At 40.8% G+C, this 15,669-nt stretch carries 18 protein-coding genes and 1 pseudogene; 15 read left to right on the top strand and 4 right to left on the bottom strand.

Annotated elements, in window-relative coordinates:
* The first annotated feature begins 10 nt into the window (after positions 1-10).
* The 13 genes from plsX (at position 11) to rplS (ending at position 13,027) form a co-directional block, all read left to right on the top strand.
* On the top strand, positions 11-1,042 hold the full coding sequence (gene plsX, locus QOS06_RS02385; RefSeq protein ID WP_283595458.1) for a phosphate acyltransferase PlsX: 1,032 nt from the start codon (positions 11-13) through the stop codon (positions 1,040-1,042).
* Between the two features lie 36 nt (positions 1,043-1,078).
* Positions 1,079-1,333 carry an acyl carrier protein gene (gene acpP / locus QOS06_RS02380; RefSeq protein WP_003663823.1) on the top strand — a complete coding sequence of 85 codons (255 nt, stop codon included), beginning with the start codon at positions 1,079-1,081 and terminating at the stop codon, positions 1,331-1,333.
* A gap of 182 nt (positions 1,334-1,515) precedes the next feature.
* Positions 1,516-2,217 carry a ribonuclease III gene (gene rnc, locus QOS06_RS02375; RefSeq protein ID WP_229411996.1) on the top strand — a complete coding sequence of 234 codons (702 nt, stop codon included), beginning with the start codon at positions 1,516-1,518 and terminating at the stop codon, positions 2,215-2,217.
* 16 nt (positions 2,218-2,233) lie between these two features.
* Positions 2,234-5,797: a chromosome segregation protein SMC gene (gene smc / locus QOS06_RS02370; protein WP_283595457.1), complete on the top strand. Its 3,564-nt coding sequence runs from the start codon at positions 2,234-2,236 to the stop codon at positions 5,795-5,797.
* A 21-nt stretch (positions 5,798-5,818) separates the two neighbouring features.
* On the top strand, positions 5,819-7,336 hold the full coding sequence (ftsY, locus tag QOS06_RS02365) for a signal recognition particle-docking protein FtsY (protein WP_085678747.1): 1,518 nt from the start codon (positions 5,819-5,821) through the stop codon (positions 7,334-7,336).
* Between the two features lie 14 nt (positions 7,337-7,350).
* Complete coding sequence (locus tag QOS06_RS02360; RefSeq protein WP_003663818.1) at positions 7,351-7,692, top strand: putative DNA-binding protein; 342 nt, start codon at positions 7,351-7,353, stop codon at positions 7,690-7,692.
* Between the two features lies 1 nt (position 7,693).
* On the top strand, positions 7,694-9,139 hold the full coding sequence (ffh, locus tag QOS06_RS02355) for a signal recognition particle protein (RefSeq protein WP_283595456.1): 1,446 nt from the start codon (positions 7,694-7,696) through the stop codon (positions 9,137-9,139).
* Between the two features lie 97 nt (positions 9,140-9,236).
* On the top strand, positions 9,237-9,512 hold the full coding sequence (gene rpsP, locus QOS06_RS02350; RefSeq protein ID WP_003663816.1) for a 30S ribosomal protein S16: 276 nt from the start codon (positions 9,237-9,239) through the stop codon (positions 9,510-9,512).
* A 12-nt stretch (positions 9,513-9,524) separates the two neighbouring features.
* Positions 9,525-9,785 (top strand): KH domain-containing protein, encoded by a 261-nt coding sequence (locus QOS06_RS02345; protein ID WP_283595455.1) that lies wholly within the window; start codon positions 9,525-9,527, stop codon positions 9,783-9,785.
* A gap of 54 nt (positions 9,786-9,839) precedes the next feature.
* Positions 9,840-10,346 carry a ribosome maturation factor RimM gene (gene rimM, locus QOS06_RS02340; RefSeq protein ID WP_168240506.1) on the top strand — a complete coding sequence of 169 codons (507 nt, stop codon included), beginning with the start codon at positions 9,840-9,842 and terminating at the stop codon, positions 10,344-10,346.
* Positions 10,346-11,104 (top strand): tRNA (guanosine(37)-N1)-methyltransferase TrmD, encoded by a 759-nt coding sequence (gene trmD, locus QOS06_RS02335; RefSeq protein WP_283595454.1) that lies wholly within the window; start codon positions 10,346-10,348, stop codon positions 11,102-11,104. The genes rimM and trmD overlap by 1 nt, the downstream gene beginning before the upstream one ends.
* A gap of 10 nt (positions 11,105-11,114) precedes the next feature.
* Positions 11,115-12,545, top strand: a complete 1,431-nt coding sequence (locus QOS06_RS02330) for an APC family permease (protein ID WP_283595453.1) — start codon at positions 11,115-11,117, stop codon at positions 12,543-12,545.
* A 122-nt stretch (positions 12,546-12,667) separates the two neighbouring features.
* Positions 12,668-13,027 carry a 50S ribosomal protein L19 gene (gene rplS, locus QOS06_RS02325; protein ID WP_035160263.1) on the top strand — a complete coding sequence of 120 codons (360 nt, stop codon included), beginning with the start codon at positions 12,668-12,670 and terminating at the stop codon, positions 13,025-13,027.
* Positions 13,028-13,312: 285 nt separating this feature from the next.
* Here the strand turns inward: rplS and QOS06_RS02320 are convergent, their stop codons facing one another.
* Positions 13,313-13,537 carry a hypothetical protein gene (locus QOS06_RS02320; protein ID WP_003671550.1) on the bottom strand — a complete coding sequence of 75 codons (225 nt, stop codon included), beginning with the start codon at positions 13,535-13,537 and terminating at the stop codon, positions 13,313-13,315.
* Positions 13,538-13,686: 149 nt separating this feature from the next.
* On the opposite strand from QOS06_RS02320, the gene QOS06_RS02315 reads away from it, so the two are divergent.
* Both QOS06_RS02315 and QOS06_RS02310 read left to right on the top strand, forming a co-directional pair.
* Positions 13,687-14,019: a MazG-like family protein gene (locus QOS06_RS02315; RefSeq protein WP_003671551.1), complete on the top strand. Its 333-nt coding sequence runs from the start codon at positions 13,687-13,689 to the stop codon at positions 14,017-14,019.
* Between the two features lie 2 nt (positions 14,020-14,021).
* Positions 14,022-14,849, top strand: coding sequence for an exodeoxyribonuclease III (locus tag QOS06_RS02310; RefSeq protein WP_283595452.1), 828 nt, complete (start codon positions 14,022-14,024; stop codon positions 14,847-14,849).
* 51 nt (positions 14,850-14,900) lie between these two features.
* Here the strand turns inward: QOS06_RS02310 and QOS06_RS02305 are convergent, their stop codons facing one another.
* From QOS06_RS02305 to QOS06_RS02295, 3 genes and pseudogenes are all read right to left on the bottom strand, one after another.
* Positions 14,901-15,071, bottom strand: coding sequence for a hypothetical protein (locus QOS06_RS02305; RefSeq protein ID WP_003671553.1), 171 nt, complete (start codon positions 15,069-15,071; stop codon positions 14,901-14,903).
* A 129-nt stretch (positions 15,072-15,200) separates the two neighbouring features.
* Entirely contained in the window at positions 15,201-15,380 is a 180-nt protein-coding gene (locus QOS06_RS02300; RefSeq protein WP_283595451.1) for a hypothetical protein, read from the bottom strand.
* Positions 15,381-15,489: 109 nt separating this feature from the next.
* Positions 15,490-15,669: pseudogene (locus QOS06_RS02295) on the bottom strand (IS30 family transposase); the annotation flags it as partial.

Genomic DNA, 15,669 nt, shown 5'->3' with positions numbered 1-15,669 from the left:
AGGAAATTTTATGAAAATTGCTGTTGATGCAATGGGTGGAGATAATGCTCCCCAAATAATCATTGAAGGGGTAGAAGAGGCCCGAGACCTTTACCCCGACCTAGAATTTGACCTTTATGGAAATCCAGACAAAGTTAAACCCTTAATAAAAAATAATGAGCGGCTTAATATTGTTGCTACCAGTGAAGAGATTTCAATGGGTGAAGAACCAGTCCGGGCGATTCGACGAAAAAAAGATTCGTCAATTGTTCGCGCGGCAACAGCAGTTAAAGAAGGAAAAGCTGATGCCTTCTTTTCTGCGGGAAACACTGGGGCAATTTTGGCGGCCGGCCTTTTCATTGTTGGCCGTATTAAAGGAATTGACCGTCCGGGACTCACTAGTATTTTGCCAATTGCCAAGCCGGGTGCTAGTCGACATAATTTTGTCTACCTCGATACTGGTGCAAATGCTGAAAGTAAAGAGAAAAATTTGGAACAATATGCTTACCTTGGTAAATTCTATACCGAAAATGTATTGGGAGTTGCGAACCCTCGGATTGCGCTATTAAACAATGGGGCAGAAGAAGATAAGGGTGACAAATTACATAAAGAAGTATGGCAAATCCTCAATAGCAAAGACGATTTGAATTTTGTCGGCAATATTGAGTCTGGCGACCTCCTGTTTGGCAAGGCAGATGTTGTCGTAAGTGATGGGTGGACGGCAAATGCGGCCTTGAAAGCGACTGAAGGAACCGCTAAGATGATGATGACGTTAATTAAAGATGGAATCTTACATGGTGGTCTCCGTGCTAAGTTAGGTTATCTTATGCTAAAGCCCGTTTTCCATCAAATCGGGCAAAAAATGAGTGCTTCAACTTATGGTGGGGCAGTCTTATTAGGACTTAAGGCCCCCGTTGTTAAGACTCATGGATCTGCTAATGCTTTAGCAGTGAAAAATACAATTAGTCAAATCAGAACGATGATCAAAACGGGTGTGATTGAAAAAACAGTTGAATTTTTTGATAACACCGAAAATCTAGACAATTCTAAGAAAAACGAATAGAATAAGTAGCGAACTAGTAAAGAGAGGTTAATAATAATGGCTGATAATAAGAAAACAGAAATCTTTAATAAGGTTTCAGAGATTGTTGCTGACCATTTTGATGTTGATCGGGCTAAGATTACTGATGATTTGAACTTAAAGACAGATTTGGATGCTGATTCAATTGACTTTGTTGAATTTGTTCTCGAATTAGAGGATACGTTTGGCGAAGAAATTAATGATGAAGATGCTGAAAAGTTAAGTACAATCGGTGAAGTTGTTGATTACATTGCAGAACATACTGCCAACTAATCAAACCGTTTAATTATTTTATTAAGGTAGAAAAGTAAGGGGCTGAGAAAAGGCGAAAGTTTTTTCACAGCCTTTAATTTTTTCGAATATTATTAAAATTACCTGCGGAATAGCGGGTTGTTTAGTATAATAGGCCTTAGACATTTTTAATAATTTTAAGTCAAAAACGAAAGGAATTTTTTATGATCGAAGAATTACAAGACTACCTGGCCAAGGAATTTAATATTCATTTTGATAATCCTGCTTTATTAGCAGAAGCTTTCACTCAAGCTTCGTACGTAAATGAACATCCTAACCAAGGATTAAAATATTACGAACGGATTGAATTTCTTGGCGATGCTGTGTTGGAACTGATCGTTTCAGAATATATTTATAAACGTTTCCCTGAATTGCCGCAGGGAAAACTTACTCGCTTAAGAGCGGCAATGGTATGTGAAGATAGTTTTTCTAAATTTGCCAAGGAATGTCATTTTGATCAATATATTCGCTTGGGTCATGGTGAGGAAATGGCCGGCGCAAGAGAACGGCCAGGCTTGCTATGTGATATTTTTGAATCATTTATTGGTGCCCTCTATTTAGATCAAGGCCGACCAGCAGTCGAAAAATTTGTCCAACGGGTTATCTTTCCTAAACTTGATATGGGCTGGTTTGATCATGCTGTTGATGCCAAGACTAGTCTTCAGGAAATTCTCCAACGTGACGGTGACATTGCCATTGAATATCATTTGGTGGAGGAAAGCGGAACAGAAAATGATCCTGAATTTAAAGTAAATGTTACTGCTAACGGTGACGTTATCGGTGAAGGAAAGGGCTCATCAAAGAAGCATGCTGAAATGCAAGCAGCACAACAGGCACTTGATAATATGAGAAATAAAAATAAATAGTAAGTAGGAATAACTGATGCAATTATTGTCTTTAACTTTGGACGGCTTTAAATCCTTTGCCCAAAAAACAACAATTAAATTTGAGCCCGGAATGACAGGGATTGTTGGTCCGAATGGTAGTGGAAAGAGTAATATTATCGAAGCTATTCAATGGGTAATGGGCGAACAGTCGGCTCATCATTTACGGGGAGATCGGATGGCTGATGTTATCTTTAATGGGTCATCAGATCGAAAACCTTTAAACCGGGCCCTAGTTTCGATTACGCTAGATAATAGCGATCATTACTTAGCTAGTGAATTTACTGAGCTTACCATTACTCGTAAAATATACCGCAATGGTGATAGTGAGTACTTAATCAATGACCAAAACGTCCGTTTAAAGGACATTACAGACTTGTTCATTGATTCTGGTTTAGGTCGAGAATCCTTTTCCATTATTTCCCAGGGACGGATTGAAGAAATTTTTAACGGCAAACCAATTGATCGGCGGGGAATCATTGAAACCGTTGCTGGCGTTGCTAAGTATAAGAAGAACAAAGAAACAGCTGAAAAGCGACTTACTACGACGATGGAAAACCTTAACCGGGTAAATGACATTATTAGTGAGTTAGAAAAGCAGATCAAACCTTTAGAAGAGCAAAGTGCAATTGCCCAAGATTACTTGGAACAAAAGAAACAATTTGATGTGCTTGATCGGACACAAACAGTTCGTCATTATGATGAGTACTATGAAAAGTTAACCAAATTAGGTGCCAAGCTCGATCAAGCAGAAGCGATGGTAAAGGACTATCAAGGACAAGCAGGCCGTGATCAGCAACAGCTTGATAATTTGAAGCGAAAGCGCCAACAACTAAACGCAACTAAAGATCGTCTCCAAGCGATTATCTTAAATCAGACGGAGGCAATTGCTAAGTATGAGAATCAGCAATCTGTTTCTAGTGTTCGTCGTGAACAACGTGAAAATGAGCAACGGCGGTTAACTACCCAACAGGCTGAACTCAATGCACGTTTAAAAGAGGTTAAGGCAAACCAACAGGCAAATGACGAGCAATTGGCTGAACAAAAAGCGTTGATTAATGGTCAGCAAGCTGAGTTTGAAACAGCCAGAAAGATGAGTAGCAGTGAGCGGATCGCGACCCTAAAACAGCAAGTGGAGGATTTACGTAACCAACAAGTTAGCTTGATGCAGGAAAGAACAACGATTCATAATCAGCAATCTTTCTTGTCACGTAATCATGAACAGGCGATGAGTCTTCAACGTCAGAATGTCGAGGAACTTGACGCTACTAAGAACCAGCTTGCAGAAATTAATCAAGAATATGACCGCTACCAACAAGAAGCAGCCATTACTAAGGGAAGCCTACAGACTGTCAGTGAAAAACTAAAAGCAGCTCAAGATCACCGTGAAAAACTTAATTACGGGTACCAAACAAAACAACGTGATTGGTATGTAGCATTAGGAGATGTGCGGTCGCTTAAGTCGCGAATTAACGCTTATCAGTCAATGGCCGATGAATATAGCGGCTATTACCGGGGAGTTCAAGAAGTCCTTCGGCAACGGCAGCAATTTCCTGGATTGGCGGGAGCAGTCAGTGAATTATTTGATGTTCCTGCCAAGTACACGCAAGCGGTTGAAACAGTATTAGGAAGCCAGCTTCAGCAATTGGTTGTTGACCGGCAAGCTACTGCCAAAGCAATTATTAACTTCTTGATTAAGACTCGCGCTGGCCGGGTAACTATTTTGCCGCTTGATACGCTTAGCCACCGGCGACCATTAAACATTTGGCCACAACTAACTGGTCTCCCTGGCTTTTTGGGTCGAGCAACAGAACTTATTAAGTTTGATCAAAAGTTTCAGATTATTGCTGATCACTTACTAGGAACAACGGTTATTGCTGACAACCTTGATCATGCCACTGAGATTGCTCGTGCAGGTCGTCATATGGTACGGGTGGTAACTCTTGACGGTCAGTTGATCAATGCTAGTGGAGCGATGACTGGGGGAGCCACCCGTAGTCAACGAACAGGACTTTTAAGTCAAAAGCAAATGGCTAAGCAACTGGAAGAAGAGCTAAAAAAACAGGAACAGCTTGCAGCAAACTTAGAGCAAGAAATTGCTAAACTACAACAAGCGCAAAAAGCGAACGAACAAGTAGTAGCTGATTATCAGCAACAAGTTCAGACTTTACAAGATAAGTTTCATGAGCAAGAAAGTAATTGCCAGTTGATTTCAAGTAAGCATGAGACGCTTACTAATCGGGTACAGATTTTAGAAACCCAAAATAAACAGCAAGACACTCAACATCAGGATTACGAATCACAAGTTCAACAAAATAATAAACAAGCTGATAAAGTAAACCAGAAATTGACGCAAGTTGTGGCAAAGATTAAGCAAATTCTTACCCAGATCGATGAATTACAGAATGATGAGTCGACTCAGGCACGACAATTATCACAAATGCAACAAAAAATTGCAGTGGCCGAAGAACGACTTCAACAATATCAACGCCAAAGTCAAGAGTATAACCGGCAACGGCGAGAAGTTGAGGAGAGTTTAGAAAAGGTCACGGTTGCAATCGCTGAGTTAACGACTCAATCAGCTAGTCAATCAACAAGTGAAAAATCGACACAGACAGCCTTAAAAGATGCTAAAGAAGAGCAGGCAAAAGCTAAGGTGCAACTGGAAGATAATTCAGTTGCTCTTGAAGAACTTGAGCAAAAGCTGTCACAAGCCGAAGCACATTATAATCGTCTGCAAGAACTTCAGCGGGCAGCCCTTGATGATCGTAATAACTTAAATGAAGAGCGCGTGAAGTATGAATCAATGGTTGAGCAAGCTCTTAATCGATTATCTGAGCAATATTCCATGACCATTGATGAAGCTCGCCAACAGATGAGTGACTTGGACGAAGAGACCTTAGCGACCCGATTGAAGCTATTAAAGCGGGGATTAGATGATCTTGGTCAAGTTAATGTTGGAGCGATTGAAGAATATGAGCGTGTTCGTGAACGGTACGATTTCTTGAAGGGACAACAAGACGACTTGTTCGCCTCTCGAGCTCAGCTTAATCAGACGATGGGTGAGATGGATGCCCAAGTCAAGAAACGGTTTATTACAACCTTTAATCAGGTTTCACAAAAGTTTGATGAGACGTTCCAACAAATTTTCTCTGGTGGTCATGCTAAACTCGTCTTAACCGATCCCCATGACTTATTAACAACCGGAGTCGATATTATGGCCCAGCCACCGGGAAAGAAAAATCAACATCTTTCATTGTTATCCGGTGGGGAGCGAGCATTAACGGCGATTACCTTACTATTCGCTATTTTAAAAGTCCGCCCAGTTCCATTTGCAATTCTTGATGAACCAGAGGCAGCCTTGGATGAGGTCAATGTACAACGTTTTGCACACTACCTCAGCAAATTTGGTACTGAAGGTCCACAATTTATCGTCATTACCCACCGCAAGGGAACAATGATGGACGCTGATGTACTGTACGGGGTTACAATGCAAGAATCAGGAGTTTCAAAGATGGTATCAGTGGACGTTGTTGATACTTTACAAGAGAGTGACAATTAACTAATTTAGGAGGCTTCGAGTATGGGATTATTTGATATTTTTCGCCGGCATAAGAAAAAAGAAGAGGAAAAAACGCCTGATAGTTCAAGCGCAGTTGTTCAATCTGAAACCGCGCATGAAGATGAAGCAGCAGATACGACGAGTGCGACACCAGCTTCTGCACCAATTCATCCGGAACCGGTAAATATTCCTCCTGCCGATAGCTATGAGGAAAAGATTAACCCGGATGGAACTCACGAAATACTTCATAACAGGGTTAAAGAAGAAAAAGAAGAGGATACTAGCGAGAAAAGTCACTCAGAAGAGGTAGCAGCCTCAAGTGTTTCTGAAGAAGAAGTACCGTCGTCTAGTACTCCGGAAGAAACTATTTCTGCAGAAGAACCATCTTCTAATTCTGCTGAAACTGAAACAGCCGTTGAACCAACCGAACCCGTTGCAGAAGAAGAAAAAACAGTTGAAGAACCAGTAATGCCAACTAAAGAAGAAGTGGCAGAAGATTCCTCAGCTACTGAAGAATCAAATGAGACTGATAATTCTGAAGAAAATGATGGTGATGAGGAACAACAACCTTCTCCTGAACCAGAAGAGGATCAAGAATCTGAAACAGTTAAGAAATACGATCGCGGGCTTGAGAAGTCCCGGACAGGCTTCGGGGCACGGTTAAATAAGTTCTTGGCTAATTTCCGGCATGTTGATGAAGACTTCTTTGATGATCTTGAAGATATGTTAATTGAATCTGATGTCGGCTATGATATGGCAATGAAGCTCAGTGATGAATTGCGAGAAGAAGTAAAACTGCAAAACGCTAAGAGCAAGCAGGATGTTTCCAACGTCATTATTGAAAAAATGGTCGAACTTTACGATGAAGCTGGTCAAGACGAAAATCCTGACTTAACCATGGCAAAAGAAGGACCAACTGTTATTATGTTTGTCGGTGTTAATGGAGCCGGAAAGACAACAACAATTGGTAAGATGGCCGCCCTCTTTAAGAAGCAAGGTAAGAAAGTTCTTCTAGCGGCTGCTGATACGTTCCGGGCGGGGGCCACTGAGCAATTAGATGTATGGGCAAAACGTGATGGTGTTGACATCGTTACCGGACCAGAAAACGGTGATCCAGCGGCTGTCGTCTTTGATGCAGTAAAACGGGCAAAAGATGAAAACTATGATATCTTGTTCGTTGATACTGCTGGTCGGCTCCAAAACAAGGTTAACTTGATGAATGAGTTAGCTAAGATGAAACGCATTCTTACTCGTGAAATTCCAGATGCTCCTCATGAAGTATTGTTAGTCTTGGATGCAACAACTGGTCAAAACGCTCTTAATCAGGCTAAACTATTTAAGGAAAGTACCGATGTAACAGGGATTGTTTTAACAAAACTAGACGGAACTGCTCGTGGGGGAATTGTCCTTGCTATCCGTAATGAACTCCACTTACCGGTTAAGTATGTGGGGCTCGGTGAAAAGGTAGATGACCTCCAGAAGTTTGATGCTGGCGACTTTGTTTATGGCCTGTTCAAGGGATTAGTCGAAGTTGACTAGGCAGGTATGACGATATGGAAATTGAAAAGAATTATCGGATAAATTCATTATTTGAGTTTTACCAACCCTTATTAACCAAAAAACAAAATGATTATTTAGAGCTTTATTACGGGGATGACTACTCATTGGGCGAAATTGCCGAGAATTTCCATGTTAGTCGTCAAGCCGTATATGATAATATAAAGCGCACAGAAAGCATATTAGAAGATTACGAGGCCAAATTGCATTTGTATGCTGAATTTCAAGTTCGTAATCAACAGGCGGATCGAATTCAACGATACGTCCGAGAAAACTATCCAGACGATGCAACGCTCAATCACTTAGTAAATCATCTGGAAAGCTTGGAGGAAGAATAAAATGGCATTTGAAGGTTTAACAGATCGTCTGCAAAAGGCGATGGAAAAATTACGACGCAAGCCCAAAGTTACGGAAGCTGATCTTCGGGAAACGATGCGTGAGATTCGGCTCGCCCTTTTAGAGGCCGATGTTAACTTTAAAGTTGTAAAAGACTTTGTAAAGACCGTTCGGGAAAAAGCAGCCGGAGCGGAAGTACTGAAAGGGTTAAATCCAGCCCAACAAATCGTTAAAATTGTTAATGATGAATTGACAAAACTGATGGGGGAAGAAGCGGTTCCTCTTAACAAAGCACCGCACATTCCAACTGTTATTATGATGGTTGGTCTTCAAGGGGCAGGTAAGACGACCACTGCCGGTAAATTGGCATTACGATTAAAGAATGAAAATCATGCGCGGCCAATGTTTATTGCTGCCGACGTTTACCGTCCCGCCGCTATTACTCAGTTACAACAAGTTGCTGACCAGATCGATGTTCCTGTTTTTGAAAAGGGGACAGATGTTGACCCGGTGGAAATTGTTCGCGAAGGGATGGAAGTAGCCAAGAAAAATCATAATGATTATGTCATTATTGATACTGCTGGTCGGCTTCAGATTGATAAACAATTAATGGATGAGCTTGCAAACATTAAAGAACTAGTAAATCCAAATGAAATTTTGCTTGTTATTGATTCGATGACTGGTCAAAACGCAGTAAATACAGCTCAAGGCTTCGATGATAAGCTTGACATTACTGGGGTTGTTTTAACCAAGTTAGATGGTGATACCCGTGGTGGGGCCGCCATGTCAATCCGGGCAGTCACAGGTAAGCCGATTAAGTTTGTCGGTGAAGGGGAAAAGATGGAGGATCTTGATGTCTTTCACCCTGACCGGATGGCTTCACGGATTCTGGGTATGGGGGACATGATGACCCTAATTGAAAAAGCCCAGAAGAATTTTGATGAAGAGCAAGCTCAAGAAACAATGGATAAAATGCGTGAAAACACATTTGACTACAATGATTTCTTGGCACAAATGGATCAAGTTACCAAGATGGGACCATTGGAAAACATTATTAAGATGATGCCAGGGATGGCTAATAATCCTGCCTTGAAGAATCTTAATTTGGATCCCAAGCAATTTGCTCATATCCGGGCCATTGTTCTTTCAATGACGCCAGAAGAACGTGAAAACCCTGATCTAATGAATCCTAGTCGTCGTCGTCGTTTAGCAGCTGGTGCGGGACGGCCAATTGTTGAAGTTAACCGGATGATTAAGCAATTTAATCAAATGCGTAAGATGATGAAGCAGGTTACAAACGGTAATTTCAATGGAATGCAAAATATGTTTGGTGGACAAATGCCAGGTGGCAAGATGGGACAAATGGCAATGAACCGCATGGCGCGAAAAATGAAAAAAGACAAGCAAAAACGCATTAAAAAGCTTCGTAAATTACGAAAGAAAAAATAATTTAAAAAATTTAAGCCTGTCAAGAAAAAATACTTTACATTCTATTTGAACACTGGTATATTATTATCTGTTAAAAGAAATCAGGGAGGTGCAAAGAATGTCTGTTAAAATTCGTTTAAAGCGCATGGGTTCAAAGAAGCGTCCATTCTACCGGATCGTTGTAGCTGACTCACGTGCCCCACGTGATGGTCGTTTTATTACTTCAGTAGGTACTTACAACCCATTGACTACTCCTAAGGAAGTCAAGTTTGATGAAGACGCTGTTATGGAATGGTTACAAAAGGGTGCTCAACCTTCAGATACTGTTCGTAACATGCTTCAAGCAGCTGGCGTTATGAAGAAGTACCATGAAGCAAAGTACGCTAAGAAGTAGTGATAATCAGTCATGGCTGAGACAGATATTGAGTCGTTAATTCGTAGTTTAGTTATTCCGCTATTGAAGCAGCCACAGGCATTGTCAATTACCCAAAAAGATGATAGACGTTACCATCGTTATATAATTGATGTTGCTCCCAATGATGTTGGCCGTCTAATTGGTCGACAGGGACACGTTGCCGCAGCATTGCGAACAATAGTCGAGGGTACTCAATCTCGACGGGCTAACTCTAAGCGAGTCCGGTTATTAATTAATGACCATCGTCACTAAATTTAAAACTCCCACACTAATCTGTGGGAGTTTTTGTCTTTTCAGGAGGAATTTATGGAATATTATAATGTTGGTAAAATTGTAAATACTCATGGTGTTCGCGGAGAAGTGCGCGTATTAGCAACTACTGATTTTATTGATGAACGATTTGCCAAGGGAAATACCTTGTACCTACAACAATCAGGCGAGCCTTTACCATTGACGATTGAAAGTACGCGGCAACATAAGGGATTTGTTCTTGTTAAGTTTGTCGGCTACGATAATATTAATGGTGTTGAACAATTCCGTGATCATGAATTAATGGTCAGTGCTGATGATCAACAGCCATTAGACGATGGTCAATATTACTACCACCAGATTATTGGATTAGACGTTGAAACAACAGATGGTCGTCATCTGGGGAAAATTAAGGAAATTTTATCTCCTGGTGCGAATGATGTGTGGGTTGTTGAACGTCCAGAAAAAAGAGATTTATTATTACCAGTGATTGATGATGTTGTTAAAAACGTTGACCTTGATAAAAATCTTGTAACAGTCGAATTAATGGAAGGACTTGAATAATGAGGATTGATATTTTAAGCTTATTCCCCAATATGTTTCAAGCAACAATGGGGGAATCCATTATCGGTAAGGCGCAAGATAATGGATTTATCGATATTAATGTGACCGATTTTCGTCAATATACTACCGATAAGCATAACCATGTTGACGATGCGCCATTTGGTGGGGGAGCGGGGATGCTCCTTCAAGCGCAACCAATTTTTGACGCTATGGATGCAATTCATGAACAAACTAAAGATCAGTATTCAAAGGGACGGGTTATTTTAATGGATCCCGCTGGTCGAAAGTTTGATCAATCCTATGCCAAAGAGTTAGCCCAGGAAGACCACTTAACATTTATCTGCGGTCATTATGAGGGATATGATGAACGAATCCGTAATTTAGTTACCGATGAAGCGTCTCTTGGCGACTATGTGTTAACAGGCGGGGAATTAGCAGCGATGGTGATGATTGATGCGACTGTCCGCTTTGTTCCTGGTGTCCTTGGCAACATGTCTTCACCAATGGGAGATTCATTTAGTAACGGTTTACTAGAATATCCTCAATATACACGTCCAGCAGATTTTCGGGGGATGAAAGTACCGGAAGTTCTTACGAGTGGTAATCATCAGAAAATTAAAGAATGGCGGATGCGTGAATCACTACGACGGACTCTTCACCGCCGACCAGATCTTTTAAAAACTGCTAAGCTAAGTCGGGAACAGCAATTAATCTTAGAAGATATTAAGCTGGATGAAGATCCAACTGTTCCAGACTAAGGTGACGCGAATGAAAAAATTAATTAAACGATTATTTCTTAAGCAGAACCCCCGCGTTTATGAAGAAAAGGATGCACAATTAACCCCTAGTTTGCGAACAAGAGACTTAATTGGATTAGGAACTGGGATGGTAGTGGGAACGGCTATCTTTACTTTGCCAGGGATTGTGGCAGCTGAGCATACTGGTCCTGCCGTTCCATTAGCCTTCATTGTAGCCGCAATTGGCGCAGGATTATCGGCATTAGCCTATGCAGAAACATCCTCAGTCCTGCCTTTTGCTGGTTCCGCTTTTTCCTGGATCAATGTTTTGTTTGGTGAATTCTTTGGTTGGATTGCTGGCTGGGCCCTTTTAGCTGAGTATTTTATTTCAGTCGCTTTTGTTGCGTCTGGGTGGTCAGCCTATATGCAAGGATTTCTTGGGAGTTTTGGGATTAAATTACCGCATGCCTTAACTGGTGGGTTTGATCCACATACAGGGTCTTATATTGATATTCTGGCAGCCTTTGCAATTCTAATTGTTGGAGTTTTAATTTCCCGCGGCGTCCATCAGGTTAGCCGGATTGAAAATATTATTGTTAGTGTAAAGTTATTAGTAATTTTAATGTTTATTGTTGTGGGCGTAACTGCAATCCATCCGCAAAACTATGTCCCATTTCTCCCTGCTCATCAACCAGGTACCACTTTTGGGGGCTGGCAGGGAATATTAGCTGGGACTGCACAAATCTTTATTGCCTATGTCGGCTTTGATGCGATTGCGGCTAATACAGCTGAAACGATTAACCCGCAAAAGACAATGCCACGAGGATTGATCGGGACACTATTACTAGGAACAGGCTTTTTTATTGCGGTTTCGCTCGTATTAGTGGGGATGTTTAAATATAGCCGTTATGCAAATAATGCAGAACCAGCAGCCTGGGCTTTAAGACAGTCTGGACACTATATTACGGCGAACTTGCTTTCCGTTGTAGCGATTGTTGGTATTTTCTCTGCGTTAATCGCAATCCTTTTAGCTTCCTCTCGACTAATTTATGCTTTTGGACGAGATGGGTTACTACCAAAATCACTCGGCCAAATCGATGATAAGCACGTCCCTAATCACGCATTATGGATGATTACTTTCTTGGCTATGATCTTGGGTTCTGTTTTCCCATTTACGTTCTTAGCAACCCTTGTTTCTGCGGGAACCCTGGTCGCATTTATCTTTGTTTCTCTGGGAATTTATGCCTTGCGTCCGCGGGAAGGGGTAGATTTGCCTGAAGCTCAGTTCAAGATACCGTTATATCCAGTACTTCCAGCAATTTCGGCGATCTTTTCGGCCGTGATCTTCTGGGGCCTAAATACTGATGCAAAAATTTTAATGGTTGGTTGGTTCGTGATCGGTTTGTTAATTTACTTTATCTATGGAATTCGTCATTCAATCATTAATAAAGAAAACCACTAATTTACCCTTGAAAGACAGCTGAAAACAATGTATAGTAGTTATTGGCTGTTTAGCTGTGAATAACGGTATTCCGCTGCCCGTCATACAGGACATGAATGTCGGCGAAAGGAAAGAAATATATTATGCGTCAAAACAAGTTAATCGAAAAGATTACTGCTAGTCAATTACGGGATGATATTCCAGAATTCCGTGCCGGTGATACTATTCGTGTTCACGCTCGGATTGTTGAAGGTTCACGTGAACGTATCCAGATGTTCGAAGGTGTTGTTATCAAGCGCCACGGTGCTGGTATCAGTGCTACTTACACTGTACGTAAGATCAGTAACGGTGTAGGTGTTGAACGTACTTTCCCAGTTCACTCACCACGTGTTGACAAGATTGATGTTCTTCGTTACGGTCGTGTACGTCGTGCTAAGCTTTACTACTTACGTGAACGTACTGGTAAGGCTACTCGTATCGCTGAACGTCGTCGCGACAACTAGTAGTGCAGAACCCTTGTGTATCAAGGGTTCTTTTTTGTTTTAAATTAAAGGGGAGCGAGATAAAAGTCACTTGTGACTTCGTTTTCGAGCCCCCGTAAGCAACAATAGGCCTTTAACGTTCGGTTTTGCCGGACGTTAGAGGCCATTGTTGTACTGCGTATTTGCTTTTTATGAAAGTAACTTAACTTATGTCACAGTCCCTAGTCAAAGTAAATTAATTTTAAAAAACATTTTTCATCAATGTAGTACGGGAGATTTTGATAGGTAGTGATTTCGGTGATTGGTTTAGTTCTTTAAATCGAAAAAGTCTCCCATTTCCTTAAGGCTGCGATCTTCCTTTGAACGACCTTTATTAATAACGGCTGTTTGAATTTGGTGATAGAAAGTAAGCGCTTCTTCATATACTTCCTTGTAAACCCTTAATTTGTCTTCAGTGGTAAGATCAGGTGAACTTTGCACGCAAGCTAAAGCAAACTTAGCAGGATCGATTCGATAATTGGTTAAGTCCATTTCTTTCACTTCCTTCCCTTAGCAATAATTATAACAGCGGTGATTGATAAATACTGTTAAGAAGGCTTGCGTGAAATTTTCTTATTGCGTAGCTAGTTCTTTTATTTTATAGTTAAGACTAGAATTATCACTTGATGAGGTGACATTTGATGAATTACGAGGAGCTATTTCAAAAAATTGATAAGTGGGCGCATGAACGTGGGATTGACCACGCGGATCCACGTGTCGAATTTATGAAGATGGCTGAAGAGCTTGGCGAACTTTCGAGTGCGTATAATAAGGAAAATCGGACTAAGCTTATCGATAGCATCGGGGATTTACAGATTGCATTGCTAATCTTTTGTAAATTAGTGGGTGTTGACCATCAACAAGCACTTACCGCAGCTTATCAAGAAATTGCAAAGCGAACGGGTAAGACAACTGCCGATGGGGTATTCATCAAAGAAAGCGACCTTAAATCAAGAAATAAAAAGGAGAAATAGCTGTGAAATTTATTTCGTGGAACATTGATTCAATTAATGCAGCACTAACTGGAACTTCCGTACGGGCAGGGGAAACGCGGGAAGTATTAAAAAAGATTGCAGCGATGAAGCCAGATGTCATCGCCATTCAAGAGACCAAGTTGTCAAAGAATGGGCCAACTAAGAAGCATTTAACGGTTTTACAAGAATTATTCCCCAATTATGAAGTGGCATGGCGAAGTTCCGTTGAGCCAGCACGGAAAGGGTATGCTGGGACCATGTACCTTTATTTAGCCCAATATGAGCCGAAAGTAACTTATCCTAAAATTAATGCGCCAGAACCAATGGATGATGAAGGAAGAATCATTACCCTTGAATTTCCGGACTTCTATGTTACGGAAGTGTATACACCAAATTCCGGCAATGGGCTTAAACGGTTAGATGAGCGGAAAACGTGGGATGATTGTTACCGAGACTACCTGCATGAACTTGACCAGCAAAAACCGGTAATTGCTAGTGGTGACTTTAATGTGGCTCATGAAGAGATTGATTTAGCTCATCCAGCAACCAACCATCATTCAGCTGGATTTACTGATGAAGAACGTACGCATTTCTCAAAACTATTAGCTGCTGGCTTTACTGATAGTTTCCGACACCTTCACCCCGACGAAAAGGGAGTTTATTCCTGGTGGGCACAACGGGTGGTTACTAGTAAACAAAATAACTCTGGCTGGCGGATTGATTACTGGTTAGTCAGTGATCGGCTTGCTGATAAGATTACAGAAGCGGGAATGATCGATAGTGGAGTACGCCGCGATCATACACCAATTATTCTAGAAATTGATCTTTAAATGAAAATAAGAGATTTGGAACACCAGCTTTGTCCCAAATTTCTTATTTTGTTATTTATCCCAAATAATGTGGTGGTTATCATTCTTGGCAGTGTGGCCAATTACTTTTCCATTCAAGTAAACAGTAGTTGGACAGCCCTTTTGAATGTCTTTTTCAGATAACTTCTTAAGGTCGTTGTCTGCTAATGTGCCATACACACCATTTTGCAAATCTTGAATCAAAAGTGAACGGCGGGCTTTAGATAATTGATAAATGTCATCATTAACGTCAATTTTAATCTTATTGTCCCGCGAATAGGTAATATCCTTGATTGAAGAAAAGCCTTTGAATGTTTTATCATTCTGCTCGTACTATTGACAGTTGCCTAAATAATCAGCAATATAACGATTAGCTAAATCATTCTTTTCCTTTGTCATCTCAGCAGCATAGGCAACACTGGTTGATTGAAAAAGGGTAGTGCTAAGTCCAGTACTAGTTCCAACAGTAATACTAGCAAGAGTGAGTACAAGGCCCTTAGAAACTTTATTCATAATGTAAATCTCCTCATCAATAAATCTCGTCCTCTTAATTATGATCATTTTAAGGGAAATAAATAAGGAAAAATAATCCTAAATTTCAAGAATAAGTTAGCCACTGGACTCAAATAAATAATACTGACCAATTGATTATTGGTTGATGGAGCTGTGATATCTCTTGGTAGAAGGCCTTACGATAGATATCCATTGACGAATGTCCATTAAACATAGCTCGTGGATAGTGATTCATCCAATCATTAGTCGCTATGATCTGAGCACTACTATAGTTATTTATAGCTTCACC

It is taken from the genome of Limosilactobacillus sp. DJ3M12 (genome assembly GCF_947381695.1).
GTDB classification, from domain to species: Bacteria; Bacillota; Bacilli; order Lactobacillales; family Lactobacillaceae; genus Limosilactobacillus; species Limosilactobacillus kinnaridis.
Note: the sequence above shows the minus strand (reverse complement) of the source record. Positions and strands in the feature narration are given on the sequence as shown.